The organism is Pseudonocardia sp. P1, from assembly GCF_000178675.2.
Lineage (GTDB): Bacteria > Actinomycetota > Actinomycetes > Mycobacteriales > Pseudonocardiaceae > Pseudonocardia.
In genome coordinates this window covers 2999315-3023992 of sequence record NZ_ADUJ02000001.1, presented here as the reverse complement: position 1 = coordinate 3023992, position 24678 = coordinate 2999315, and the positions used below count along the sequence as shown (strand labels likewise).

Below are 24678 nucleotides of genomic sequence, written 5' to 3'. Positions count from 1 at the left end.
TCTCAGCGTCGTCACAGCCGCGGTGAGCACCATGGTGTTTATGGCGACGAACCCGGACGGACCGACCTGGGTGGGCGAGCTGGATCGGCTCGCCCCCGCTGCCGACCTCGTGGTCGACCCGCGCTTCGGTGCCGCCCGGCTGCTGATCACCGTGGACGGGACCCCGCAGGACCAGGTGACCGTGCCGTTGCGGAACGGGCGGGCCACCGCGGCCGAGCTGGCGATGGCCATCGCGGCCCTGCCGCCCGCCGGTGCGGTCGACCGGGCACCGGTCGGGTCGGACCCGGTCACCGTGGTCGTCGCGACCCGCAACCGCCCCGAGTCCCTGGCCCGCTGCCTGCGCGCCGTGCTCGCCTCCGACCACCCCGCCCTCTCGGTGGTCGTCGTCGACAACGACCCCGACGACGAACGCACCCAGCAGGCCGTCACCGCCACCGGCTCACCCCGGGTCCGCTACGTCCGCGAACCCCGCCGCGGCGCCTCGGTCGGCCGCAACCGCGGCCTCGCCGAGGCCCGCACCGACCTGGTCGCCTTCACCGACGACGACACCGAGGTCGACCCCGCCTGGGCCTCCCGCATCGCCGGCGCCTTCGCCGCCGACCCCGACCTGGCCTGCGTGTCGGGCCCCGTCCTCGCCGCCCGCCTGGGCAGCCCCGAGGAACGCGCCGCCGACACCGCCCTGGCCTGGAACAAGGGCTTCACCGCCCGCCGCTTCTCGCTGGCCGCACCCCCGCCGGACTCCCCGATCTTCCCGTTCGCCCCCGGCCTGCTCGGCATCGGCGCCAACCTCGCCGTGCGCGCCACCGCCGCCCGCTCGGTCGGCGGCTTCGACGAGGCCATGGGCCCGGGCACCCCTACCCACGGCGGCGAGGACGGCGAGTTCCTGGTCCGCATGATCCTGGCCGGGCACGTCCTGGGCTACCTGCCCGGCGCCTACCTGTGGCACCACCACCGCCCCGACCAGGAGGCCCTGCGCAAGCAGATGGAGGGCTACGCGGTCGGCCTGGGCAGCTTCCTGGCCAAGGTCGCGCTGTCCCCGCAGGGCCGCTCCGCGGCCCTGCGCCGGCTGCCCGCCGCCGTCGCCCGGCTGCGCCACATCTCCGCCCGCGAGGCCGACGCGGGCGACGCCGTGCCCGAGGCCGGTGCCGCGCAGCGCGGTGCCCGGCTGGCCCGTGGCGGCTGGGCCTACCTGCGCCGCTCCCGCGAGGTGCGCCGGGCCGGCGGTGCGGTGCCGCCGATGCTGCCCCCGCGACGGGCGAGCACGGTCCCCGCGCACGTCCGGCGCGCGGCCCGGGAGGCCGCGCAGACGTCCGGGACGGTGAGTGGCTTCCCGCCGCCGCAGCAGCCCGGTCCCGGTGACACCGCGCGGCGCCAGCCGCTCTCGGCCTGACCGCCGGCCCCGGGCGGGCGGGCGCGACGGCCCGCCCGGGACCGGTGCCCGTCAGAGCCCGTAGGTCTTGCCGATGATGTCGCGCTGGATCTCGCTGGTGCCGCCGTACACGGTGGACACCACGCTCTGGCGCAGCAGCCGTTCCATGCCGTACTCGGTCGCGTAGCCGTAGCCGCCGAGCATCTGCATGCCCTCCAGGGAGAGGTGCTTGGCGAGTTCGGTGGCCTTCAGCTTGGCCATCGACGCCTCCCGCGGGAACAACGCGCCCGGCTCGGCCTCGTCGATCGTCCGCGCGGTGTCGTGCACCAGCAGCTTCGTCGCCGCCAGCTCGGTGGCGTTGTCGGCGATCCGGTGCCGCAGGGCCTGGAAGCTGCCGACCGGCCGGCCGAACTGCTTCCGCTCCTTCACGTAGGCGACGGTGTCGTCGAACGCCCGGCGGGCCAGCCCCAGCATCAGCCCGGCGAGGATCATCCGCTCCAGGTTCAGCCCGGCCATCAGCTGCTTCCAGCCCTGGCCCTCGGCGCCGACGACGGCGTCGGCGGGCAGCTCGCACCCGTCGAAGTAGAGGTCGTTGACCTCCTTGCCGCCCATCGTGTCGATGCCGTGGACGCTCAGGCCCGCGGCACCGGCCGGCACGACGAACATCGTCAGGCCGTCGTGCTTGCCGCCCTCGGTCGAGGTGCGTGCGACGAGCAGGATGTGCGAGGCGATGTGCGCGTTGGAGCACCAGGTCTTCTGGCCGTCGATGCGCCAGCCGTTCTCCGTCTTCGTGGCCCTGCACTTCAGGCCGCCGACGTCGGAGCCGGCCTCGGGCTCGGACATGGAGATCGACAGCACGTCGCCGCGGCACATGCCGCCGAGCAGCTCCTGCTTCTGGGCCTCGGTGCCGAACTTCTCGATCGCGGCGGCGGTGATGATCGTCGTGCCGAACCCGGAGATCGGGGCCTGGCCGTAGGCGGTCTCCTCCAGGAAGACCAGCAGCTCGCGCATGCCCTGCCCGGCGCCGCCGTACTCCTCGGGGGCGGCGATGCCGAGCCAGCCGAGGTCGGCCATCTTCCGGTAGACCTCCTCGGAGTGCGGGTGCCTCCCGTGGTCGGTGAGCTCGTCGCGGCGTTCCTTCGAGCCGATCTCGCGACGGCAGAACTCGCCGATCGCGGTGGCCAGGTCGGCCTGGTCCTCGGTCAGGGTGACGGGCATCGGTGCCCCCTCCTCAGTCGGTCGTCCACATTCCGATGGTGTCCAGATGGGCCAGCAGCAGGTCCCGGCCGTCGAGCACGTGCCGGCGCATGGCCGATCGGGCGGCTTCCGGGTCGGCGGCGCCGAGGGCGTCGAGCAGCTCGCTGTGGGCCCGCAGTGCACCGGTCCGCCAGGCGGGCGAGCCGGTGTAGAAGTGCGCCGGGAGGTAGTGCGACGAGCGCCCCACCAGCCAGGCGAGCTTGCGCGACGACGCCAGCCGGTTGATCTCGGCGTGCAGCCGGTGCTCGGCGGAGACCAGCGGCTCGAGGTCCTCCGGGCCGGCGTCGTCCGGCATCCGCCCGCACAGCTCGGAGACCCGGCCGGCCAGCGTCCGCAGGCCGTCGAGATCGGCCGGGTCGAGCCGGCCCGCGGCCCGGGCGGCCAGCGTCCCGGTCAGGTCGGCCTGGACCTCGAACAGGTCGGCGACGTCGCCGCGGGTCAGCTCGGCCACGACGAAGCCACGGCGCGGGACCGCGAGCACCATGTCCTCGGCCCGCAGCGACTGCAGGGCCTCGCGCACCGGGGTGTGGCTGACGCCCAGCTCGGCGGCGATCCGGTCCATCCGCAGGAAGGTGCCCGGGCGCAGCTCGCCGGACAGGATGCGGTCCCGGAGCACGAGCGCGATCCGGTCGGGCAGTTGCGGCGCGCGTCCCGGTGAGGTGTCGGGCGCGAGATCCGGCAGGAGCACTCCACTATCATATACGGTTGTTCGAACCCCGTGCCGACGACGATCGAGGGAGACCGACGTGCCTGGTCAGACGAGTGTTGCCACCGACTTCCGGCTCACCGACATCCTCGCCGACCCCGGCCGCGCACATCTGCCAGCCGTGACGGTCGACGGTGCCGAGACGACCTACGGCGAGCTCGACCGGCGGGCCGGGCTGGCCGGTGCGGCGTTGCGCGACCTCGGGCTCGGCGTGGGGGACCGGGTCGTCTGGATCGGGAAGAACCGGCCCGAGTTCCTGGAGCTCCTGCTCGGCGCGCCCCGGATCGGGGCGGTCTCGGTGCCGCTGAACACCCGCCTCACCGAGTCCGACCTGCACGCGCTCGTCGCCGACGCCGACGCGGGGCTCGTCGTCCTCGGCCCCGAGTTCGCGGGACTGCGCGCGGACCTCGGTGGCCGCCGGGTGCTCGTCGTCGGGGAGGACTATGCGGACTGGCGGGACGCGCCGGACGCGCCGCTGCCGCCGTCGGTGCCGGAGGGGACGACCGTCGACGACCCGGTCCTGCAGCTCTACACCTCGGGCACCACCGGGCTGCCGAAGGGCGTGCTGCTGGCCCACCGGCAGTTCTCCGCGCTGCTGCTCGCGGCCGAGCACTGGTCGATCGACACCACCTCGACCGCCCTGGTCGCGATGCCGCTGTTCCACATCGGCGGGGTCGGCTACGCGCTGGTCTGCCTGGCCGCGGGGTCCCGGCTGGTGCTGGTCGCCGACATCGTCCCGGACGCGCTGCTCGACACGATGTCCGGCGAGCGGGTCACCAACGCTTTCCTCGTCCCGGCGGTGCTCCAGATGCTGGTCGCGGTGCCCGGCGCCGCGGACCGCGACTGGTCGGCGCTGCGCTCGGTCGCCTACGGCGCCTCACCGATCACGGCCGGAGCGCTGCGGAAGGTCGTCGAGACGTTCCGCGCCCCGCTGTTCCAGGTCTACGGCGCCACCGAGACGACCGGGGCCATCACCCAGCTCGATCCCGGCGACCACGACCCGGACGGGCCGCGGGCGCACCTGATGCGCTCGGCCGGGCGGGCCTACCCGTGGGTGGAGCTGACCGTCGTCGACCCGGCGACCGGTGAGCAGCTCGAGGCCGGCCGGGTCGGGGAGGTGCGGATCCGGTCCGACCAGGTCACGTCCGGCTACTGGCGGCGGCCCGAGGAGACCGCGACCGCGCTGGGCGACGACGGCCGGCTCCGCACCGGTGACGCCGGCTACCTGGATGCCGACGGCTTCCTGTTCCTGACCGACCGGATCAAGGACATGATCGTGACCGGCGCCGAGAACGTCTATCCGATCGAGGTCGAGAACGTCCTGTCCGAGCACCCGGACATCGCCGACGTCGCCGTCATCGGGGTGCCGGACGAGCGCTGGGGCGAGGCCGTGAAGGCGGTCGTCGTGCCGCGTGACGGGGCCACGATCGACCCGGACGCGCTGCTCGACTGGATGCGACCGCTGATCGCCGGCTACAAGCGCCCGCGCTCGGTGGACGTCGTGGAGGCCCTCCCGCGGAACCCGAGCGGGAAGATTCTCAAGCGCGAGCTGCGCGCGCCCTACTGGGCCGGAGTGGGCAGGACCATCGGCTGATCCCTTCACCTCACCGTTATCTACGGTTAGCCTGACCTGAACAGCGGTCAGGGAGGGCTCATGTCACTGCGCCTGCCGGCCGGCAGCATCACGGTGCTGCTCGGGCCGTCCGTGCAGCGCCGACGGATGATGAACCGGCTCGACGACGCGTCCGGGCGGTCCGCCGACGGTCACGACGCCGTCGTCCGGCGCCTGGGCGCACGCGTGGCGGAGCCGGTCGCGGACCGGCTGGCCGCGGTCGAGGCGGTCCGGACCGGGGTCACCGCGATGGTCCTCGCCGACCGCCTGACCGACGGCCTCGGTGCGCACGACCGCAGCGCGGTCCTGGCCGCGCTGCGGGAGGTCGCCGCCGGCGGGGTGGCCGTCCTCGTCGACGACATCGACCCCGTGGCGGCCCTCGCCGTCGCCGACGGCGCGCTGCGCGTCGACGAGCGTGGCGAGGTGCGTGCGGAGGAGCTGACCTACCTGGCCTCGTAGGTCAGGCAGTCGGCGGCGTCGGCACCCTGACCGATGTTCACCGACGAGGCGGTGCACTCGAGCTTCTCGTTGTAGCGGCAGTCCGAGCGGTGGCACGCGCCGACGAGGCCGTTGCCGTTGCCGCCGCGGAACGAGATCTCGACGAAGGTGCCGCAGTGGGCGTGGTCACCGGAGATCGTGATCGCTCCCGCGCCGCAGTGCGAGTCGGAGTTGTAGGAGCAGCTGGTCGCGGAACACTGCTGCACCTGGGGCATGTCCTGAGCGGTGGTCATGGGGCGCAGCGTGGCGGTGTCGGCTGCGGCGCACCAGCCAACGCAGGCTCGCCTGACCCGCGGTGCGGTCCGCCTCAGTTCGCCGTCCGAGCTGTGGAAACATGCCCGGAAACCTCGTGTTCATGTGACGCGGGTCACAGAAACTGGCATCTGTTCGAGTGATGTGGGTCAGCGCCGGGCCGGGTGATCCACCGGAGCGGTGGACGGGCATGCTCGTGCCCGTCCGCACGCGACCTGGAGGGATCCGTGGAGAGCGACCTGATGACCCGGTTGATCCGGTACGCCGATCTCACGGCGTGGCCTGCGTTCGCGGCGTTCGGGGTGCAGGAGGAGGAGATCGACCGCGTCCTCGCCTCCACGGCGGGCCTCGACCCGTCCGCCGTGTCCGGGGTGCGCGACGCCCTGGCCGGCCGGGTCCGGGCCGCCGCCGGTGCGCTGATCGGCGAACGCCCGGTCGCCGCCGGACTGCACCGGATGGCGCTGCGCCCCGGGGAGCGGGTCGTGGTCGTCGGTGACTCGATCTCGGCCGACCGGCTGAGCTGGGCCCGGCTGCTGGCCGAGCTGGTGCCGATGGCCGAGCCGGAGGCCTCCGTCGAGGTCCTGGCGCTGTCCGGGCGCACGAGCTCCGAGGCGCTCGCGCTCGGCCCGGTGCTGGTGTCCCGGGTCCCGACGCGGGTGCTGGTCATGCTGGGTACGAACGACGTCCGCCGGGAGGGGGCGACCACCGGCATCCGGATGGTCTCGGCGACCGAGACCGCCCGGAACCTGCGGGCGCTGCGCCTGCTGCTCGAGACCGAGGCCGGCTCGCGGGTGCGGTTCGTCGTGCCGCCGCCGGTGGATCCGGCCCGCGTCGGGCTCACCCGGGAGCTGACGGGGGAGTGGTGGGACGCCGCCGACCTGCCTGAGCTCGTCGCGATGGTGCGCGACGTCGACCCCGACGCCGTCGACCTGAGCCGGCTCCCGGCGCGCCCGGACTTCTGGGAGGACGACGGCCTGCACCCCAGCCCGATCGGTCAGGTCGCCATCCTGCGGGCGGTGCTCTCCGCGATCTGAGCGGTCGTCACCCGCGCAGCGCCGCCAGCGCCGCCCGGGTCGCCGAGGCCACGGCCGCCGCGCCGCGGTCGTCGTCCGGTGCGGCGGGGTCGGCCGGGACCGTGAACACTGTCAGCAGCACCGGGGCGCCCTGCGGCGGGAACAGCACCCCCGCGTCGTTCTTCTCCCCGAGCGGCCCGCTGCCGGTCTTGTCCCCGACCTGCCAGCCGTCCGGCACACCGGCCCGGATCTGCTCGTCGCCGGTGGTGTTCGCGCGCAGCCAGCCCACCAGGCGGTCCCGCTGGGCGGACGGCAGCACGTCACCGGTGGTCAGTGCGCGCAGGGTCGCCGCCAGTGCGGCCGGGGTGCTGGTGTCGCGGTCGCCGTCGACGTCGTTGAGCGCCGTCTCGTACCGGTCGGCGCGGGTGACGCCGTCGCCGGTGGAGCGGAGCCACGCCGTCAGGTCGGCGGGGGAACCGACCTCGCGCAGGAGCAGGTTGTGCGCGGTGTTGTCGGAGACCGTCACGGCGGCCTCGCACAGCTGCGCCACCGACAGTCCCGAGTCCACGTGCCGGGACGTGACCGGCGCGTACTCCAGCAGGTCGGCGCGGCCCCAGCGGACCGGGCGGTCCAGCAGGGCCGGGTCGGCCACCGACCGGTGCAGCACGAACCCCGCCATCAGCGCCTTGACCACCGAGCACATCAGGAACCGCTCGCCGTCGCGGTGGCCTGCGGTGGCGCCGGTGCCGGAGTCGAGTACGTGTACCCCGATCCGGCGGCCGAACTCGCGCTCCACCCCGTCCATCGCGGGGATCGGGCGCGGTGCCGGCGCGGCGGGGGCCACCGGTGCGGTGGGCGCGGAACAGCCGAGGAGCGCGCCACCGAGACCGGCGGCGCCGGCGAGCAGCAGGGAGCGGCGGGAGAGCGTCATGGCACCAGACCAGCAGAGCGCACGCCATATCGCGAATATGCTCGTACGGCGTGTGCCATATCGGATGGGTATGAGGCGAGGTGACGATCTCCGGTGGACCTGCTGCGGCACCTGGCCTTCTTCGTGACGGTCGCCGAGGAGCGGCACTTCGGGCGTGCCGCCGCACGCCTGGACATGGCGCAGCCGCCGCTGTCCCAGGGCGTGCGACGGCTGGAGGGCAGGCTCGGCGTCGTCCTGTTCGACCGCGGGCCCGGCGGGGTCGCCCTGACCACCGCCGGGCGGGACCTGCTGCCCCGGGCCCGTGCCCTGCTGGAGGACGCCGACGCGTTCGGCCGCGCCGCCGACCGGCACGCCGAGGCGGCGCAGGTGCTGCGGATCGGTGTCGTCGGTGACCTGGGCGCACGGGCGTCGGCGGAGCTCGCCGCGCGGGCCGGTGCCGCTGCGGGGCGCCGGGCGGTGCTGACCGCCGGGCCGACCGTGACGCTGGTGGACGCGGTGTCGGTCGGGACGCTCGACGTCGCCGTCGTCGCGCACCCGGCGGTGCTGGAGTCGGCGCGGGCCGGTCCCGTCGTCGCCCTGCCCACCGACGTCCTGGTGCCGGCCGGCCATCCCGCCGCGGCCGGTGCGGGGCCGGTCGTGCTGCGCACGCTGCGTGCCCTCGACCTGGCGACCGCCCCGCGGGTGCACGCCCCGGCGGCGCACGACCTGCTGCTCGACACGCTGGAGACCCGCGGGCGTCCGGTCCGGGCGGCGGACGCGGCGGGCCAGGCCGAGGCGCTCGCGCTGGTCGCGACCGGCACCGCGTTCGCGCTCACCCCGGACCGGGCGCTGGCCGCCGCCGGGGTGGCCCGCCGGCCCGCGGCCGGGGAGCCCGTGCCGTTCCGGGTGCGGGTGGTGCACCGCGACGACACCCCGGACGGCGTCGTCGACGCGCTCGCCGCCGTGCTGCGTGAGGTGGCCCGGGCGGCGGGCCCGTGACCGCGGCCGCCGAGGTCCGCGCGGTGTTCCGGGACGCAGGCGTGCGGGGCTGGCTGCACGCCCGTCCGGTCACGTCCGACGGCTCCGGCCCGGGTGAGGTGGCGGTCGGCGCGGACGTCCCGGTGGTGATGGCCTCTGTCTACAAGCTGCTCGTGCTCGTCGGGTACTGCCGCGCGGTCGACGAGGGCCGGCTCGACCCGCGGGAACCGGTCGTCGTCCCGCCGGGGCGGACGCCGGGGGCGACGGGGATCTCGGCGCTCGCCGACCCGGTGACGATGAGCAGGCGCGACCTGGTGACCTCGATGATCACCGTGTCGGACAACGCGGCCGCCGACGTCGTGCACGCCGCGGTCGGGCGGGACCGGGTCGCCGCCCTGCCCGCCGAGCTGGGCCTGACCGGCACCCGGATCCGGGGCGGCACCGCGGACGTCCTCGCCGGGCTCGTCGCCGACACCGGGACCGACGACGTCGCGGCCGCCTTCGCCGTCCTCGCCGACAACGACGTCCCGGCACAGGTGCGGGCGCTCAGCCCGGTCTTCGGGTCCTCGACCACCGCGGCCGACGCGACGGCGCTGCTGGCGCGACTGTGGCGCGGCGAGCTGGCGTCGGACGCGGGGACCGCGTTCGCCCGGCAGGTCCTCTCGGCCCAGATCTGGCCGCACCGGCTGCGGGCGGGGTTCCCGGCGACCGCCGCGGTCGCGGGGAAGACCGGCACGGTCGGCGCCGTCCGCAACGAGGTCGGGGTGGTGACCTACCCGGGCGAGCACCCGGTCGCCGTCGCGGTGTTCACCCACGCCGCCCGCAGCGACGCGGCCGTCCCCCGGGCGGACGCGGCCATCGGGGCGGCCGCCCGGACGGCGGTGAACGCGGTCCGCGCACCGGCCCTCTGACGGTCTCGGCGGACGCTCACCGGTTGCGGCCGGGCTCGCCCGATCGCGCGAGCGTCCCCGGAACCCGTGAGCGCCGGGATCCTCTAGGCGGACGCCGGGAGCCAGGCGCGGGCGGCGGCGGTCAGGGCGGCGACGCCGGTGGACAGCGTCGGCTCGATCACCGGGGCGTAGCGCGGGGAGTGGTTCGACGGCAGCTCCGCGACCCGCTCCCGGATGTCGTCGACGCTCGTACAGTGCGCGAACTCCGTGGGGTCCGCCCCGCCGAGCAGCCAGTACGCGCACGGTACGCCCGCCGCGACCGCGAACCGGCCGACGTCCTCGCTGCCGGTGACCGGTCCCGGGTCGACGACCGGGAGCGCGGTCGCGGTCGTCAGCGCGTGCCGGGTGCGCTCGACGGCGTCGGCGTCGTTGACCACCGGCGGGAACGACTCGAGGACCCGGATCTCCGGGTCCCGCGGCGACCCGGACGTGGCGGACTCGCCGCGCGCGATCCGCTCGATCGCGCCGAGCACCCGCGTCCGGACGGCCGGGGTGTAGGACCGCACGGTCAGCCCGAGCTCCGCCGAGTCTCCGATGACGTTCTCCTTCGTCCCGGCCCGCAGCATGCCGACGGTGAGCACCGCCGTCTCGGTCGCCGGGACCTCCCGCGAGACCACGGCGTGCAGACGCTGCACCGTCGACGCGGCCAGCAGGACCGGGTCGACGGTCGTCTCCGGGCGGGAACCGTGGCCGCCCGAGCCGTGCAGGGTCACGCGCACGGTGTCGCTCCCCGCGAACGCCGGGCCCGGGGTGATCGCGAGGACGCCCGCGGGCAGCGGGGCGACGTGCTGGCCGAGCACGACGTCCGGTGTCCCGAACCGCTCGAAGAGGCCGTCGTCGAGCATCGCGTCGGCCCCGGCGCCGAACTCCTCGGCCGGCTGGAACACCACCAGCAGCGTCCCCGACCAGGTGTCGCGTGTGGACGCGAGCTCGGCGGCGGCCCCGGCCAGGCAGGTGACGTGCACGTCGTGCCCGCAGGCGTGCGCGACGGCGGTCTCCTCCCCGTCGCGGCCGGTGCCCCGCGCGGTGCTCGCGTAGTCCAGGCCGGTGTCCTCGGCGACCGGGAGCGCGTCCATGTCGGCCCGCAGCAGGGCGGTCGGCCCGTCGCCGTTGCGCAGGACGCCGACCACCCCGGTCCGGCCCACGCCCTCGGTGACCTCGAACCCGGCGGCGCGCAGCCGGTCGGCGGCTATGCCTGCGGTACGGGTCTCGGCGAACGACAGCTCGGGATGGCGGTGCAGGTCGCGGTAGAGGTCGGCGAGGTCGGTGCTCACGTGAGCCGAACCTAGTCCGGGACGCCCGGTGCGGCACCCGCGCACCGATGCGCACGCGCTACGTTCATCGGACGTTCCGGACAGCTGCCGTCCGGGTGCACGGGGGAGCCACCATGCCGATCAGCCGCCGCGCCCTGCTGGGTGCCGCCGCCGTCCTGCTCGGGACGACCGCCTGCTCGGCGGAGGCCGACAACCGGATCACCGGCCGTCCCGTGCAGCCGGAGCCGGTCGATCCGGACGACCCGGCGGGCCCGCTGTTCGAGCGGCTCCGGTCCGCACCGGAGAGCTGGTCGCTGTACCTGGACGACGGCCGCGGGACCGTCGTCGAGCACCGCGCCACGACGGTGCGCCCGATCGCGGCCGCGGGCGCGGTCGTGCCCCTCGCCGCCTACGCCCGCGCCGTCGCCGCCGGGTTCCCGGCCGACGCGCCGGTCCCGGTGGCGGAGTGGGACCGCTGGTACGTACCCGGCACCGACCGCGACGCGCACCGCAACGCGCTCACCGCGCTCGGCGCCGGACCGCAGAGCAGCGTGGACTGGGACGACGTGGTCCGCGCCCTGACCGCGCACGGTGACCCCGCCGCCGCCGACCTGCTGCGCGAGACGCTCGGTGACGACCCACTGACCGAGGCCGCCGCGGCCGGCGGCCTGCCCGGCCACGACCTGCCCTGCCACGCCGGCGAGACGCTGCTGGCGACCCGTGGCCGGGTGCCGGACCCGGCGACCCGGCGGGCCGACGCGCTCGCCGCCGGCCGGGCGTACGCGTCGTCGCCGGAGCAGCGCTCCGCCGTGGCGGCGGCGGCCCGGGCCGACGCCTCCGCGGTCCCCGGTGACCGCGAGTTCTGGGCGGGGTCACCGGGCGGCACCGCCCGGGGCCTGGCGTCTCTGCACCGGGCGTGCGCCGCCGACGACCTCGGCGTGCCCGGTGCCGGAGCGGTCGCCCGCCGGCACCTGGAGGGTGCCCGGACCGCGCGGCTGCCAGCGGGCGTCGCGGCCGTCGGGATCACCGACGGCGACCTGCCCGGCGTCTGCAGCACCGCGCTCGCCACCCGCAACGACGACGGCACGGTCGCGTCCGCCGCGCTCGTGCTGACCGGGCTCGACGAGCCCACCCGGCAGGACTTCCGGGACAGCGGCGTCGTCACGTTCGCCGCGTTCCGCGGGACGTTCTCCGAGCAGGTGCGGGATCGGCTCGCCGGGGTCGCCCTCGGCTGAGGCGCCCGGCCGTGATGGGGTCGGGACGGACGCGGTGTCGACACGAGGAGTGACAGTGGAACGGGTAGGGGTCGTCGGCTGCGGTCAGATGGGGTCCGGCATCGCGGAGGTCGCCGCGCGGGCCGGGTACGACGTCCGCGTCGTCGAGACGTCGCCGGCCGCGGTGCAGGCCGGTGTCGAGCGGCTGGAGTCGTCGCTGCGGCGGGCGGAGAAGCGCGGCCGGATCGAGTCCGCCGACGCCGTGCTGGAGCGGCTGGAGGTCGTCGAGGGGCTGGACGCGCTGGCCGACCGCGAGCTCGTCGTCGAGGCGATCGCCGAGGACGAGGAGATCAAGACGGGCGTCTTCCGGGAGCTGGACCGGGTCGTCACCGACCCGGGCGCGATCCTGGCGTCCAACACGTCCTCCATCCCGATCATGAAGCTGGCGGTCGCGACGTCGCGCCCGGACCAGGTCGTCGGGATCCACTTCTTCAACCCGGTGCCGGTGCTGTCTCTGGTCGAGCTGGTGCCGAGCCTGATGACGTCGGACGGCACGCTCGCCGGCGCCCGTTCCTTCGTCGAGGAGGGGCTGGGCAAGAAGGCGATCGACTGCCAGGACCGGGCCGGGTTCGTGGTCAACGCCCTGCTGGTGCCGTTCCTGCTCTCGGCGATCCGGATGATGGAGTCCGGGTTCGCCACCGCGGAGGACATCGACGAGGGTCTGGTCCGCGGGTGTGCGCACCCGCAGGGCCCGCTGGCGCTGTCCGACCTGATCGGGCTGGACACGGTGAAGGCCGTCGCGGAGTCGATGTACGCCGAGTTCAAGGAGCCGCTGTACGCGCCGCCGCCGCTCCTGGCCCGGATGGTCGAGGCGGGTCTGCTGGGCAAGAAGGCCGGCCGGGGGTTCCACACCTACGCCTGAGCGGTACCGGGGGGTACTGCACCCGCCGACAAGGGCTCTGCCCGCAACGCCAAGACCCGGACCCGGTCCGGCAGCCAGTCTCGTGGACGACGCGCCATCCACCACGAGGCCGGAGGTACTGCCATGACCGCGACGTTCGACCCGACCGCGACGACGGTGGTCCGGGCAGCCTGTCCCCAGGACTGTCCGGACACCTGCGCGATGCTGGTGACGGTCGACGGCGACGGCCGCGCCGTCGACGTCGCGGGGGACCCCGGGCACCCGTACACCAACGGCGGGCTCTGCGTGAAGGTGAACAACTACCTGGACCGGGTGTACGACCCCGGCCGGGTGCTGTTCCCGATGCGCCGCACCGGACCGAAGGGCAGCGGCCGCTTCGAGCGGATCACCTGGGACGACGCCGTCGCCGAGATCGCCACGCGGTTCCGGGCGATCGCCGACGAGCACGGCCCCGAGGCGATCATGCCGGTCAGCTACCTGGGCACCCAGGGCATCCTGAACGGGCTCAACGTCGGCGACCCGTTCTTCGCGAAGCTCGGCGCCACCGTCGCCGAGCGCACCTACTGCGACTCCGGCTCCTGCACCGCCTACGCGATGACGATCGGCGACACCGCCGGTGTCGATCCCGAGAGCCTCGTGCACTCGAAGTTCGTCCTGGTGTGGGCCTGCAACATCATGAGCACCAACCTGCACCTCTGGCCCTACATCGCGAAGGCGCGCAGGAACGGCGCGAAGGTCGTGGTCGTCGACCCGATCCGCTCCCGCACCGCGGCCGCCGCCGACCAGCACATCGCGATCCGGCCCGGTACCGACGGTGCGCTCGCCCTCGCCATGGCGCACGTGATCATCGCCGAGGGGCTGACCGACCAGGACTACGTCGACCGCTACACGGTCGGCTTCCCCGAGTTCGCCGAGCGCGTCGAGCGCTACACGCCGGAGTGGGCCGAGACCGAGACCGGCGTCCCGGCCGAGACGATCCGGGTCCTGGCCCGCGAGTACGCGACCGCACAGCCGTCGGTGATCCGGATCGGGGTCGCCGTCGAGCGCCACGCCGGCGGCGGGCAGACCGTGCGCGCGCTGTCCTGCCTGCCCGGCCTGGTCGGGGCGTGGCGCAGGCCCGGCGGCGGCATCCTGCAACTGCCGCTGTGGGCGTTCCCGGTGAACTGGGGCGCCTTCATGCACCCGGAGATGCTCACCCCGGGCACCCGGGTGGTGAACCAGTACCGGCTCGGTGCCGCGCTCGCCGGTGACCTCCCCGCCGGCCCGCCGATCCGGGGGCTGATGGTCTACAACTCGAACCCGGTCGTCACCACCCCGGACCAGGACCGGCTGATCGAGGGGCTCCGCAGCGAGGACCTCTTCACGGTCGTGTCCGAGCAGTTCATGACCGACACCGCGGAGTACGCCGACATCGTCCTGCCCGCCACGACGCAGCTCGAGCAGGACGACATCATGTTCTCCTGGGGCCACCTCTACGTGACCTACAACCACCGCTCGATCGACCCGATCGGCGAGGCGGTCCCCAACACCGAGCTGTTCCGGCGGCTCGCCGCGGCGATGGGTTTCGACGATCCGGTGTTCCGGCGCACCGATGCCGAGATGATCGCCGAGGCGTTCGACTGGTCCCACCCGCACATGGAGGGGATCACCGTCGGGTCGCTGCAGGAGCGCGGCTGGCAGCGGCTCTCCGTGGCCCCGCCCGACGCCTACGCCCCGCACGCCGAGGGCGGCTTCCCGACGCCGTCGGGCAAGGCCGAGTTCGTGTCCGCTGCCGCCGCGGGCGGCAACTTCGTCGTCCCGCTGTTCCGGCAGGGCAGCAACGACCACCAGCCCGGCCAGCCGGTCGACCCGCTGCCGCACTACATCCCGCCGCGCGAGTCCGCCGCCGCCGACCCGGAGCTCGCCGCCCGCTACCCGCTGAACCTGCTGACCCCGAAGTCGCACGCGTTCCTGAACTCGAGTTTCGGCAGCCACGAGTTCCACCGCCGGGTGGCCGACGAGCACAGCCTGGTCGTGCACCCCGACGACGCCGCCTCCCGCGGGATCACCGACGGCGCCCCGGTGCGGGTGTTCAACGACCGCGGGGAGTTCACCGTCGTCGCGTCGTTGCAGGACACCGTGCCCCGCGGGGTCGTGGTCAGCCCGATGGGCGGCTGGCGGAAGAACTCCAAGGCCGGCTCCACGCTCGCCGCCGTCAACCCCACCGTGTTCGGCGACCTGGGCAACGCGCCCACGTTCTCGGACACGCTCGTCGAGGTCGAGATCGCCTGAGTCCGGCCCCGCCGCACCCCCTCCGGAGAGGAGACCACCGTGGCGTACGTCGTCACCGAGGCCTGCATCGACGTCCAGGACCGCGCCTGCATGGAGGAGTGCCCGGTCGACTGCATCTACCCGGGCGACCGGATGATGTACATCCATCCCGACGAGTGCGTCGACTGCGGCAAGTGCATGCCGGCCTGCCCCAGCGAGGCGATCCACTGGGAGTACAAGGTCCCCGCCGAGCAGGCGGCGTTCGTCGAGGCCAACGCGGTCTTCGTGCGCTCGCACGGCCTGACCGGCGGCGGCGAGGACGCCGACCCGGTCGGGGAGGACCACCCGCTGGTCGCGGAGCGGAGGCCCCGGTGAGCCGGGACCTGCAGGCCGATCTCGTCGTCGTCGGAGCGGGACCGGCCGGGCTGTACGCCACCTACTACGCCGGGTTCCGCGGCCTGTCCGTCGTCGTGGTCGACGCGCTCGACCAGCTGGGCGGGCAGATGTCGGTGCTCTACCCGGAGAAGCCGGTGTTCGACGTCGCCGGCTTCCCCCGGGTGCGGGCCCAGGACCTGGTCGACTCGCTCGTCGAGCAGGCCGCGCCCGGCGGGCCGACCTACCTGCTCGGGCACGACGCCACGCAGCTCGAACAGCTCCCGGACGGCGTCGCCGTCACCACCGACCGGGGCGCCCGGATCCGGGCCGGGGCGCTGCTGATCACCGGCGGGATGGGGCGGTTCACCCCGCGCCCGCTCCCCGCGGGCGACGAGTACGCCGGACGCGGCCTGCGCTACGCCGTGCCGCGTCCGGCCGAGCTCGCCGGGAAGGACGTCCTCGTGGTCGGGGGCGGTGACTCGGCCGTCGACTGGGCCCTGTGCCTGGAACCCGTCGCGTCCTCGGTCACGCTCGTGCACCGCCGCGACGCGTTCCGCGCGCACGAGCGCAGCGTGACCGACCTGCGGGCGTCCGGGGTGCGGATCCTGACCCCGTACGAGGTGCTCGACGTGCGCGGCGGCGACCGCGTCGCCGAGGTCGACCTGCGGGGCCCGGACGGTGTGCTGACCCTGCCCACCGACGAGATCGTCGCCGCGCTCGGGTTCAGGGCGGACCTGACGGCCCTGTCGTCCTGGGGGATCGGGCTGAACCGGCGGAACATCGCCGTCGACCGGTCGATGCGGACGAACCTGCCCCGGGTGTTCGCCGCCGGTGACATCACCGACTTCGACGGCAAGGTGCGGCTGATCTCGGTCGGGTTCGGGGAGGCGGCGCTGGCCGTCAACAACCTCGTCCCGCTGGTCCGGCCCGGCCTGCCGGTCGTCCCCGGTCACTCCAGCGACGCCGCCTGAGAGGACCCGGATGACCACCGCACCCGCCACGGGCCGTGCCGGTGCCGTGCCGGTGGACGTCGCCGGGGCGATGCTCCGGTTCCCGCGGACCTGCTCCCGCACGACCACGGTGCACCAGGCCCGGGAGGCGTTCCGGAACGACCACGTGCACGCCCTGCTCGTCGTCGACCGCGGGACCCTGCTCGCCGTGGTCGAGCGCGGCGACCTCATCGGCCGGCCGCCCGCGGCACCGGTGCGGTGGCTCGGGACGACCCGGGGCCGCACGGCCGCTCCCGGGACACCGCTCGGCGACGCCCGGGACGCGATGCGCGCGGCGCGGCGGCGCCGCCTCGCCGTCGTCGACGACGACGGCCGGCTGCTCGGGTTGTTGTGCCTCAAGCGTTCCGGCGCGGGCTTCTGCTCCGACGCCGGCGTGCGGGCCCGGGCCGCCGACCGGCACCGGTGATCGACCGCGAACATCCGGGCAATGCGCGCGTGACCTGCGCGTGTCACGCTGCGGTATGGCCCTGGTCACGATCGACACCACCACCGTGGCCGAGTGCGACCGCCTGGACTTCTGGCGGTCCACCGTCTGCGACCAGTTCGTCGCACTCGACGTGCGGCCGGCCGGGCGCGGCCTCGTCGCGGGCCGGGTGACGGCCGCGACCGTCGCCGACACCCACGTCCGTCGTATCTCGTCGGTGCCGCACCGGTTCGTGCGCACCGAGCGGCAGGTCCGCGCCGCCGACGAGGACTACCTGCAGATCGCGCTGGCCCGCCGTGGCCGGACGCTCGTCGTGCAGGACGGGCGGGAGACCGTGATCGGCCCGGGCGAGTTCGTGATCTACGACAGCAGCCGCCCGTTCAGCTTCGTGACCTCCGACAGCTTCGAGTACTCGGTGTGCCTGCACCCGAAGAGCCGGCTGCCGCTCTCCGCCGCGGAGATGTCCGCGGCCACCGCCGTCACCTTCGACGGCCGCCGCGGGGTCGGCGCGATGCTGCCGCCGCTGCTGTCGTCGCTGGACCGCGCCGTCGCCGACGACCTGCCCGTGGCCGGCCAGGACGCGGTCGCCCGCACGATCGGGGACCTGTTCGTCGCCCTGGTCCGGAGCCACGTCCCGGCCGCCGCACCGGAGAACCTGCACGTGGCACGCGCCCGTGGCCATATCCGGGGGAACCTCGCCGACCGGGACCTGTGCCCGGCCTCGGTGGCAGCGGCCTGCGCGATCTCGGTCAGCTACCTGCACAAGCTCTTCGCGGAGGAGGACACCTCGGTGGTCGGCGTGATCCGCGAGGAGCGGTTGCAGGGGGCCTGGGAGGACCTGCGCCGCCGCGAGCTGGCCCATCTCGGCGTCGGGGCGGTCGGCGCGCGGTGGGGGATGCCGGACCCGGCGGCGTTCAGCCGGGCGTTCCGCGCCCGCTTCGGCCGTTCCCCGAGCGCCCACCGGGCCGGCTCGACCTGACCCGAGGCGCAGCCCGCGCCGGTCCCGCCCGACCGCTCAGCCGAAGAACGCCGCGAGGTGCTCCGCGACGATCTCCGGCCGCTCCTCGGGCAGGTAGTGGTCGGCGTCGACCGGGATCCCGGCGACGTCCCGCGCGTACTCCCGCCAGACGCCCGGCACGTCGTAGGTCCGCCCGACGAACGAGTGCGCACCCCACAGTGCGAGCAGCGGCGCCTGCACGAGCCGGCCGGCGTCGGCGTCGTCGTGGGTGAGGTCGATCCCGGCGGCCGCCCGGTAGTCCGCACACGACGCCGCGATCGCCGCCGGGTCGGCGAAGCACCGCACGTACTCGGCGACGGCGGCCGGGTCGAACGGGGTTCCGCCGTGGTGCCGGGACCGCATCCGGGCGGTGATCCAGAACTCGGGGTCGTTGCCGATCAGCCGTTCCGGGATCCCGGCCGGCGCGGTCAGGAAGAACCAGTGCCAGTAGCCGTGCCCGAAGTCGGCGTCGGCGTGCCGCAGCGCGTGCCGGGTCGGCACGATGTCGAGTACCGCCAGGGCCGACACCGCCTCCGGTGCGTCGAGCGCGAGCCGGTGCGCGACCCGGCCGCCGCGGTCGTGCCCGGCGACCCCGAACCGGTCGAACCCCAGCGCGGCCATGACGGCGAGCTGGTCGCCCGCCATCGCGCGTTTCGCGTACGCCGCGTCGCCGGGACCCGGCGCGGGCCTGTCGCTGTCGCCGTACCCGCGCAGGTCGGTCGCCACGACGGTGAACCGCCCGGCCAGCCGCGGCGCGACGTCGTGCCAGATCAGGTGCGTCTGGGGGTAGCCGTGCAGCAGCAGGAGGGGCGGGCCGTCGCCGCCGACGGCCGCCCGGATCCGGACCCCGCCGGCGTCGACGTCGGTGGTCCGGAACGGCTCCGGCAGTCTCATCCGCGGACGGCCTCGGTGATCGCCGCGCCCAGCTCGGCGGTCGTGGCGGTGCCGCCGAGGTCGGGCGTCGTCGTCGCGCCGCCGCGGCCGATCACGTCCTCGATCGCGGCCAGGACCGCGTCCGCGGCGGCCTGCTCACCGAGGTGCTCCAGCATCATCGAGGCGCACCAGATCTGGCCGACCGGGTTGGCGATCCCCTTGCCGGCGATGTCCGGTGCGGAGCCGTGCACCGGCTCGAAGAGGCTGGGGAACGTGCGGTCCGGGTTGATGTTCGCGCTGGGGGCGACGCCGATCGTGCCGGTGCAGGCCGGGCCGAGGTCGGAGAGGATGTCGCCGAACAGGTTGCTGGCGACGACGACGTCGAACCGGTCCGGGTTCATCACGAACTGCGCCGTGAGGATGTCGATGTGGTACTTGTCCACGTCGACGTCCGGGTACTGCGTGGCCATCGCGGCGACCCGCTCGTCCCAGTACGGCATGGTGATCGCGATGCCGTTGCTCTTGGTCGCCGAGGTGAGGTGCCGGTCCGGGCGGCTGCGGGCCAGTTCGAACGCGTAGCGCAGCACCCGATCGACGCCGGTGCGGGTCATCACGGTCTCCTGGATCACCGTCTCCCGGTCGGTGCCCTCGAACATCCGGCCGCCCACGCTGGAGTACTCGCCCTCGGTGTTCTCGCGGACGATCAGCATGTCGATGTCGCCGGGCGAGCGTCCGGCCAGCGGCGCGGCGACACCGGGCAGCAGGCGGGCCGGGCGCAGGTTGACGTACTGGTCGAAGCGGCGCCGGAACTGCAGCAGGCTGCCCCACAGCGACTCGTGGTCCGGGAGCACCTCGGGCCAGCCGACGGCGCCGAAGAACAGCGCGTCGAAGCCGCTCAGCTGCTCGAACCAGTCGGCGGGGAGCATCGTGCCGTGCTCGAGCCAGTAGTCGGCGCTCGCGAAGTCGAAGCCGGTCAGGTCCAGCCCGAACCCGAACCGCTCCGCGGCGGCCTCGAGCACGCGGACGCCCTCCGGGACGACCTCCTTGCCGATCCCGTCACCGGGGATGACGGCGATGCGGTGCGTGGCGGGCATGGAACTCCTCCTACGGCCGGGGCTGGTTCCTCCTAGCCTCTCCCGCGAACTCCGCCGGTTGAAGGCCCGTCTGCCCGTGACAGTCTTTCGGGAGACGAAAGGAACCGCGTGGACCTCCCCGAGCTCGACGACCTCCGCTTCTTCACCGGCATCGCCGCGGCGGGCACGCTCACCGAGGCCGCACGGGTCTGGGGCGTGTCGGTGTCGGCGGTGAGCAAGCGGCTCGCGCGGCTGGAACGACGGCTGGGAGCGCGGCTGGTCAACCGCAGTACCCGGCGGCTGACGCTGACCGACGAGGGGCGCCGCTACGCCGAGGGCGCGGTCGACGTCCTCGGGCGGATCGACGACCTGGAGGACGACATCGGCCGCCGGTCCGCGCGACTGCACGGCCGGATCGCGGTACACGCGACGATGGGGTTCGGGCGGTCGCACCTCGCGCCGCTGCTGGGGTCGTTCGGGGCGGCCCACCCGGACCTGCGGATCGACCTGGAGCTCTCGCACCTGCCGGTGCACGTGGGCGGCACCGGGTACGACTTCGCCGTGCGCGCCGGGCCGCTGCCGGACTCGCGGATGCACGCGCGGCCGCTGCTGCGCAACCGGCGGGTCGTCTGCGCCGCCCCGTCCTACGTGGCCCGGCGCGGCGAGCCGCGCACGCTCGGCGAGCTCGCCGAGCACGACTGCATCGTGATCCGCGAGAACGACACCGCCTACGCCCACTGGCGCTTCGGGACCGGGGCCGACGTCGCGGGCGTCCGGGTGACGGGGTCGACGACCTGCAACGACGGCGAGGTCGCGACGGCGTGGTGCCTGGCCGGGCGGGGGCTGGTGATGCGGTCGCTGTGGCAGGTGGCGCCGCTGCTGGAGGCGGGGGAGCTGGTGCAGGTACTGCCCGGGATCCCGACGCCGCCTGCCGACCTCGTCGCGGTGCACGATGCGTCGCCGCCCCGGCGGGTGGTCGCGGCGCTCGACCATCTCGTCGCGGGGCTCGCGGAGCGGCTGCCCGCGGCCGGGTCGCCCCGGCCGTGAGGCCGCCTCAGTTCTGTCTTCATTATTGTTGACAATTTCGTTAGCATCGACGGCGCACTGCCGTCGGAGCGCAGCTCCGGACCCGGAGGACTGCATGATCATCGACTGTCACGGCCACTTCACGACCGCGCCGGGAGCGCACACGTCCTGGCGGGAGGACCAGCTCCGGGCGTTCCTCGACGGCCGTCCGGCGGCCCCGTACCCGCGGATCGGCGACGACGAGATCCGGGACGGCATCGAGGAGAACCAGCTCCGGCTGATGGACGAGCGCGGCGCCGACCTCACGATCTTCTCCCCGCGGGCGTCGGCCATGGCGCACCACGAGGGTGACCTCGCGGTCGGGACCGCCTGGGCACGGGCCTGCAACGACCTGATCGCCCGGGTCGTCGCCCTGTACCCGGACCGGTTCGCCGGGGTGTGCCAGCTGCCGCAGACGGCGGGGGAGCCGCTCGACGCGGCCGTCACCGAGCTGCGCCGCTGCGTCGAGGAGCTCGGGTTCGTCGGGCTCAACCTCAACCCGGACCCGAGCGGCGGCCGCTGGACCGCGCCGCCGCTGACCGACCCGTACTGGTTCGGGCTCTACGAGACGATGTGCGAGCTCGACGTGCCCGCGATGGTGCACGTGTCGGCGAGCTGCACGCCGGTCTTCCACGCGACCGGGGCGCACTACCTGAACGCCGACACGACGGCGTTCATGCAGCTTCTACAGGGCGACCTGTTCGCCCGATTCCCGCAGCTGCGCCTGGTCATCCCGCACGGCGGCGGAGCGGTGCCCTACCACTGGGGCCGGTACCGCGGGCTCGCCGACATGCTCGGCAGGCCGCCGCTGGAGGAGCACCTCATGGGCAACGTCTTCTTCGACACCTGCGTCTACCACCAGCCGGGGATCGACCTCCTGCTCGACGTCGTCGACACCCGCAACGTGCTGTTCGGGTCGGAGATGGTGGGCGCCGTCCGCGGGATCGACCCGCGCACCGGGCACCATTTCGACGACACCCGGCGCTACGTCGACGCGGCCGCGCTGACCGACGAGCAGCGGACGGCCGTCCTGTCCGGCAACGCGCTGCGCGTCTACCCGCGGCTGGCGGCCGCGCTCGCCGGGTGAGCCGCCGGCCGGGCGTCAGCCGCGGCGCCCGGCCCGCGGAGCGGGCTCGACCTGGGGCAACGCCTCGACGACGCTCTGCAGGTGCACCCGCATCGCCCGCTCGGCCGCCTCGGGGTCGCCCGCACACAGCGCCTCGATGATCGCGAGGTGCTGGGGGAGGGACACCGACGGGCGCCCGGGCTGCATGGCGAGCCGGAACTGGTGACGGACGTTCTGCCCGCGCAGCCGCTCCAGGATCGTCCCCGCGGTGTGCTGCTCAGCCGCCTCGCGGACGACGCCGTGCAGCTCGCTGTTGAGCGCGGAGTAGCCGAGCAGGTCCCCGGAGGAGACGGCCTCCTGCATCGCGGAGCCGATGCCCCGCAGCCGGGACCGGTCGTCGTCGGACAGTCGGGTCGCGGCCTTGGCGGCGAGCAGCCCCTCCAGCACCATCCGGACCTCGGTGATCTCGACCGCCTCGTCCAGCGAGACCGCACGGACCCGTGCCCCGCGGTTCTGCACGCGCTCGACCAGGCCCTCGCTGGTGAGCTCCAGCAGCGCGGCCCGCACGGCCGCCCGGCTCGCCCCGAACTGCTCGGACAGGTCGGCCTCGACCAGCCGCTGGTTGGGGGCGAAGTCGCCGCCGGCGATCGCGTCACGGAGCGCGTCGGCGACCGTCCCGGCCGGGGCCGTGGCGTCCCGGCGCTCCGCTGAGCTCATTGTCGACAACCTCCACGCCAGGATCGGCAACACCCGGGGCTCACGATAGTCGTGGGGCCCGCGGAGCCGGTCACGCCCGGGGCATCGCGACGCCGTCGAACAGCGCGCGTGCCGTGCGGACCACCGTCGAGCGGGTCACCCGGGGCGGGTCGCCCGCGGCCATCGCGACGTCGATCTCCAGCGAGCCGGTCGGGTGCTCGACGGCGAGCGGGCCGCCGTCGCCGCGGGCGAGCAGGTCGTGCCCGACACCGCCGTCGATCAGCGCCGCGGTCACGACGCTCACGGCGCCCAGCACGCCGATCGCCGGGTGCGGGCGGACCGGGATGAACGTGCGGGTGCTGATCGCGCCGCCGTGCCGGGCCGGCGCCACCAGGGTCGTCTTGGGCACCGGCGCCGCACGGACGTCGCCCAGCCCCATCAGCTCGCCGGCCCGGGTCCGCACCGCGTCCACCCGGGACGCGAGCCCCGGATCGGCGGCCAGTTCGGACGGCGTCTCGTAGCCGCTCAGGCCGAACGCGTCCGCCCGCGCGACGACGACCGGCATCCCGTTGTCCACACAGGTCACGTCGACGCCGTCGATCCGGTCCACGACCCGGCCGGTGGGCAGCAGTGCGCCGGTCGTCGAGCCCTCGGTGTCGAGGAAGTCCAGCAGGACGGGCGCGGCGGTCCCGGGCACCCCGGCGATCGCGGTCCCGCCGGACCACTCGACCCGGCCACCCGGCGTCGCGAACCGGGACACCGCCGTCGAGCCGGAGTTGACCATCCGGATCCGGACCTCCGTGCGCTCCGGGCCCGCCGGGACGAGCCCGCGCCCGACCGCGAACTGTCCGACGGCCGCGAGCAGGTTCCCGCAGTTCTGCCGGTCGGACACGGTCGCGACGTCCACGCCGACCTGCAGGAACAGGTAGTCGACGTCGTGGCCGGGATCGTCGGACGGACCGACCACGGCGACCTTGCTGGTCACGGGGGTCGCGCCGCCGACGCCGTCGATCTGGGCGGGGTCCGGGCTGCCCATCAGGCGCAGGAGCAGCTCGTCCCGGGCGGCCCGATCGGCGGGCAGGTCCGAGGCGAGGAGGAACAGCCCCTTCGAGGTGCCGCCCCGCATCAGGGCGGCGGGCACGCCGTCGATCACGCCGGCCCCTCCGGCGTGGAGCCGTCGACGTAGCGGACGCCGAGCCGGGCCAGCTCGTCGCGCAGGCCGTACCGGTCCAGGCTCAGCTCGCCCCCGGCGAAGGCCCGGCGCGCCGCCTCCTCCTTGTCGAGCCGGGCCCGTCCGGCCGTGACGGTCTCGCCGACCCGCTCGCGGGCGACGACGACGGCGCCGTCGTCGTCGGCGAGGACGGCGTCGCCGGGGCGGACCACCTCGCCGCCGAGGACGACCGGCACGTTCACCGCCCCCGGGCTCGCCTTCACCGAGCCCTGCGCGCTGACCGCCGCGGACCACACCGGGAAGCCCATCGCGCGCAGCTCCGCCACGTCCCGCACACCGGTCGTCGTGACCAGCCCGCGGACACCGCGGTGGGCCAGCGCGGTCGCGAACAGCTCGCCGAACAACCCGTCGACGCACGGCGAGGTGGTCGTGACCACGAGGACGTCGCCGGTGCGGCACTGCTCCACCGCCGCGTGGATCATCAGGTTGTCCCCGGGCCGGCACAGCACGGTCACGGCGGTCCCGCCGGTGCGGACGCCGTCCTGCCTGGCCCGCAGGTCCGGGCCGAGGTAGCCGGTGCGGCCCAGCGCCTCGTGGACGGTGGCGACGCCGTAGCCGGTCAGTACCGCGACCTCGGCGGCGTCGGCCCGCGGCGGGCCGGTGACGACCACCCCGGTGCGTGGAGTCGTGCTCACGTCGGTTCCTTCCGATGTCTGCTGGAGTCGGTGACCGCCGGTGCGGTCG

At 74.7% G+C, this 24678-nt stretch carries 25 protein-coding genes; 15 read left to right on the top strand and 10 right to left on the bottom strand.

The features are described from left to right. Positions 1-40: 40 nt before the first annotated feature. Positions 41-1390, top strand: coding sequence for a glycosyltransferase family 2 protein (locus PP1_RS13635; RefSeq protein WP_075313946.1), 1350 nt, complete (start codon positions 41-43; stop codon positions 1388-1390). Between the two features lie 51 nt (positions 1391-1441). On the opposite strand, the gene PP1_RS13630 is transcribed toward PP1_RS13635, so the two are convergent. Next, entirely contained in the window at positions 1442-2587 is a 1146-nt protein-coding gene (locus PP1_RS13630; protein ID WP_010226357.1) for an acyl-CoA dehydrogenase family protein, read from the bottom strand. A 13-nt stretch (positions 2588-2600) separates the two neighbouring features. After that, the gene (locus PP1_RS13625) at positions 2601-3314 is read right to left on the bottom strand and encodes a GntR family transcriptional regulator (RefSeq protein WP_010226355.1); all 714 of its coding nucleotides are present in this window, start codon (positions 3312-3314) and stop codon (positions 2601-2603) included. Positions 3315-3372: 58 nt separating this feature from the next. On the opposite strand from PP1_RS13625, the gene PP1_RS13620 reads away from it, so the two are divergent. Next, entirely contained in the window at positions 3373-4926 is a 1554-nt protein-coding gene (locus PP1_RS13620; protein WP_010226353.1) for an AMP-binding protein, read from the top strand. A 60-nt stretch (positions 4927-4986) separates the two neighbouring features. Then, a complete protein-coding gene (locus PP1_RS13615) occupies positions 4987-5403 on the top strand; it encodes a hypothetical protein (RefSeq protein WP_010226351.1) in 417 nt (138 codons plus the stop codon). Here the strand turns inward: PP1_RS13615 and PP1_RS13610 are convergent. Continuing rightward, positions 5388-5675 carry a DUF1540 domain-containing protein gene (locus tag PP1_RS13610; RefSeq protein ID WP_029239296.1) on the bottom strand — a complete coding sequence of 96 codons (288 nt, stop codon included), beginning with the start codon at positions 5673-5675 and terminating at the stop codon, positions 5388-5390. The genes PP1_RS13615 and PP1_RS13610 overlap by 16 nt on opposite strands. A gap of 246 nt (positions 5676-5921) precedes the next feature. Here PP1_RS13610 and PP1_RS13605 point away from each other — a divergent pair, with 246 nt between their 5' ends. Further along, complete coding sequence (locus tag PP1_RS13605) at positions 5922-6728, top strand: SGNH/GDSL hydrolase family protein (protein ID WP_010226347.1); 807 nt, start codon at positions 5922-5924, stop codon at positions 6726-6728. 7 nt (positions 6729-6735) lie between these two features. Here the strand turns inward: PP1_RS13605 and bla are convergent, their stop codons facing one another. Then, positions 6736-7638, bottom strand: a complete 903-nt coding sequence (gene bla, locus PP1_RS13600) for a class A beta-lactamase (RefSeq protein ID WP_010226345.1) — start codon at positions 7636-7638, stop codon at positions 6736-6738. 93 nt (positions 7639-7731) lie between these two features. On the opposite strand from bla, the gene PP1_RS13595 reads away from it, so the two are divergent. Further along, positions 7732-8616, top strand: a complete 885-nt coding sequence (locus PP1_RS13595; RefSeq protein WP_060574068.1) for a LysR family transcriptional regulator — start codon at positions 7732-7734, stop codon at positions 8614-8616. Next, positions 8613-9506: a serine hydrolase gene (locus PP1_RS13590; protein WP_010237584.1), complete on the top strand. Its 894-nt coding sequence runs from the start codon at positions 8613-8615 to the stop codon at positions 9504-9506. Before PP1_RS13595 ends, PP1_RS13590 begins: the two co-directional genes overlap by 4 nt. A gap of 83 nt (positions 9507-9589) precedes the next feature. On the opposite strand, the gene PP1_RS13585 is transcribed toward PP1_RS13590, so the two are convergent. After that, positions 9590-10819 carry an amidohydrolase gene (locus PP1_RS13585; RefSeq protein WP_010237581.1) on the bottom strand — a complete coding sequence of 410 codons (1230 nt, stop codon included), beginning with the start codon at positions 10817-10819 and terminating at the stop codon, positions 9590-9592. 113 nt (positions 10820-10932) lie between these two features. On the opposite strand from PP1_RS13585, the gene PP1_RS13580 reads away from it, so the two are divergent. From PP1_RS13580 to PP1_RS13550, 7 genes are all read left to right on the top strand, one after another. Next, positions 10933-12033, top strand: a complete 1101-nt coding sequence (locus tag PP1_RS13580) for a hypothetical protein (protein ID WP_060574065.1) — start codon at positions 10933-10935, stop codon at positions 12031-12033. 55 nt (positions 12034-12088) lie between these two features. After that, positions 12089-12934, top strand: coding sequence for a 3-hydroxybutyryl-CoA dehydrogenase (locus tag PP1_RS13575; RefSeq protein WP_029239232.1), 846 nt, complete (start codon positions 12089-12091; stop codon positions 12932-12934). Positions 12935-13057: 123 nt separating this feature from the next. Next, entirely contained in the window at positions 13058-15205 is a 2148-nt protein-coding gene (locus PP1_RS13570; RefSeq protein WP_010225210.1) for a molybdopterin-containing oxidoreductase family protein, read from the top strand. Between the two features lie 39 nt (positions 15206-15244). Continuing rightward, positions 15245-15559 carry a ferredoxin gene (fdxA, locus tag PP1_RS13565; protein ID WP_010225209.1) on the top strand — a complete coding sequence of 105 codons (315 nt, stop codon included), beginning with the start codon at positions 15245-15247 and terminating at the stop codon, positions 15557-15559. Beyond that, positions 15556-16530 carry an NAD(P)/FAD-dependent oxidoreductase gene (locus PP1_RS13560; protein WP_010225208.1) on the top strand — a complete coding sequence of 325 codons (975 nt, stop codon included), beginning with the start codon at positions 15556-15558 and terminating at the stop codon, positions 16528-16530. Before fdxA ends, PP1_RS13560 begins: the two co-directional genes overlap by 4 nt. Before the next feature lie 10 nt (positions 16531-16540). Beyond that, entirely contained in the window at positions 16541-16975 is a 435-nt protein-coding gene (locus tag PP1_RS13555) for a CBS domain-containing protein (protein WP_060574062.1), read from the top strand. Between the two features lie 55 nt (positions 16976-17030). Beyond that, the gene (locus PP1_RS13550) at positions 17031-17972 is read left to right on the top strand and encodes a helix-turn-helix domain-containing protein (RefSeq protein WP_010241849.1); all 942 of its coding nucleotides are present in this window, start codon (positions 17031-17033) and stop codon (positions 17970-17972) included. Between the two features lie 36 nt (positions 17973-18008). On the opposite strand, the gene PP1_RS13545 is transcribed toward PP1_RS13550, so the two are convergent. After that, positions 18009-18884, bottom strand: a complete 876-nt coding sequence (locus PP1_RS13545; protein ID WP_010241851.1) for an alpha/beta fold hydrolase — start codon at positions 18882-18884, stop codon at positions 18009-18011. Further along, complete coding sequence (locus tag PP1_RS13540) at positions 18881-19957, bottom strand: tartrate dehydrogenase (protein WP_075313947.1); 1077 nt, start codon at positions 19955-19957, stop codon at positions 18881-18883. The genes PP1_RS13545 and PP1_RS13540 overlap by 4 nt, the downstream gene beginning before the upstream one ends. A 108-nt stretch (positions 19958-20065) precedes the next feature. Here PP1_RS13540 and PP1_RS13535 point away from each other — a divergent pair, with 108 nt between their 5' ends. Together PP1_RS13535 and PP1_RS13530 are read left to right on the top strand one after the other, a co-directional pair. Further along, positions 20066-20983: a LysR family transcriptional regulator gene (locus tag PP1_RS13535; RefSeq protein WP_010241854.1), complete on the top strand. Its 918-nt coding sequence runs from the start codon at positions 20066-20068 to the stop codon at positions 20981-20983. Between the two features lie 94 nt (positions 20984-21077). Further along, positions 21078-22088, top strand: coding sequence for an amidohydrolase family protein (locus tag PP1_RS13530; protein ID WP_010241857.1), 1011 nt, complete (start codon positions 21078-21080; stop codon positions 22086-22088). 15 nt (positions 22089-22103) lie between these two features. Here the strand turns inward: PP1_RS13530 and PP1_RS13525 are convergent, their stop codons facing one another. The 3 genes from PP1_RS13525 to PP1_RS13515 form a co-directional block, all read right to left on the bottom strand. Further along, complete coding sequence (locus PP1_RS13525; RefSeq protein ID WP_010241858.1) at positions 22104-22784, bottom strand: GntR family transcriptional regulator; 681 nt, start codon at positions 22782-22784, stop codon at positions 22104-22106. Between the two features lie 70 nt (positions 22785-22854). After that, entirely contained in the window at positions 22855-23916 is a 1062-nt protein-coding gene (locus PP1_RS13520; protein WP_010241860.1) for a 4-oxalomesaconate tautomerase, read from the bottom strand. Then, the gene (locus PP1_RS13515; RefSeq protein ID WP_029240008.1) at positions 23913-24629 is read right to left on the bottom strand and encodes a 4-carboxy-4-hydroxy-2-oxoadipate aldolase/oxaloacetate decarboxylase; all 717 of its coding nucleotides are present in this window, start codon (positions 24627-24629) and stop codon (positions 23913-23915) included. Before PP1_RS13515 ends, PP1_RS13520 begins: the two co-directional genes overlap by 4 nt. Between the last annotated feature and the right edge of the window lie 49 nt (positions 24630-24678).

Excerpts from the sequence above, each read along its gene's own strand:
- PP1_RS13635 (WP_075313946.1), top strand. The coding sequence starts at position 41 with ATGGCGACGAACCCGGACGGACCGACCTGGGTGGGCGAGCTGGATCGG.
- PP1_RS13630 (WP_010226357.1), bottom strand. The coding sequence starts at position 2,587 with ATGCCCGTCACCCTGACCGAGGACCAGGCCGACCTGGCCACCGCGATC.
- PP1_RS13615 (WP_010226351.1), top strand. The coding sequence starts at position 4,987 with ATGTCACTGCGCCTGCCGGCCGGCAGCATCACGGTGCTGCTCGGGCCG.
- PP1_RS13610 (WP_029239296.1), bottom strand. The coding sequence starts at position 5,675 with ATGACCACCGCTCAGGACATGCCCCAGGTGCAGCAGTGTTCCGCGACC.
- bla (WP_010226345.1), bottom strand. The coding sequence starts at position 7,638 with ATGACGCTCTCCCGCCGCTCCCTGCTGCTCGCCGGCGCCGCCGGTCTC.
- PP1_RS13580 (WP_060574065.1), top strand. The coding sequence starts at position 10,933 with ATGCCGATCAGCCGCCGCGCCCTGCTGGGTGCCGCCGCCGTCCTGCTC.
- PP1_RS13570 (WP_010225210.1), top strand. The coding sequence starts at position 13,058 with ATGACCGCGACGTTCGACCCGACCGCGACGACGGTGGTCCGGGCAGCC.
- PP1_RS13555 (WP_060574062.1), top strand. The coding sequence starts at position 16,541 with ATGACCACCGCACCCGCCACGGGCCGTGCCGGTGCCGTGCCGGTGGAC.
- PP1_RS13550 (WP_010241849.1), top strand. The coding sequence starts at position 17,031 with ATGGCCCTGGTCACGATCGACACCACCACCGTGGCCGAGTGCGACCGC.
- PP1_RS13545 (WP_010241851.1), bottom strand. The coding sequence starts at position 18,884 with ATGAGACTGCCGGAGCCGTTCCGGACCACCGACGTCGACGCCGGCGGG.
- PP1_RS13540 (WP_075313947.1), bottom strand. The coding sequence starts at position 19,957 with ATGCCCGCCACGCACCGCATCGCCGTCATCCCCGGTGACGGGATCGGC.
- PP1_RS13530 (WP_010241857.1), top strand. The coding sequence starts at position 21,078 with ATGATCATCGACTGTCACGGCCACTTCACGACCGCGCCGGGAGCGCAC.
- PP1_RS13525 (WP_010241858.1), bottom strand. The coding sequence starts at position 22,784 with ATGAGCTCAGCGGAGCGCCGGGACGCCACGGCCCCGGCCGGGACGGTC.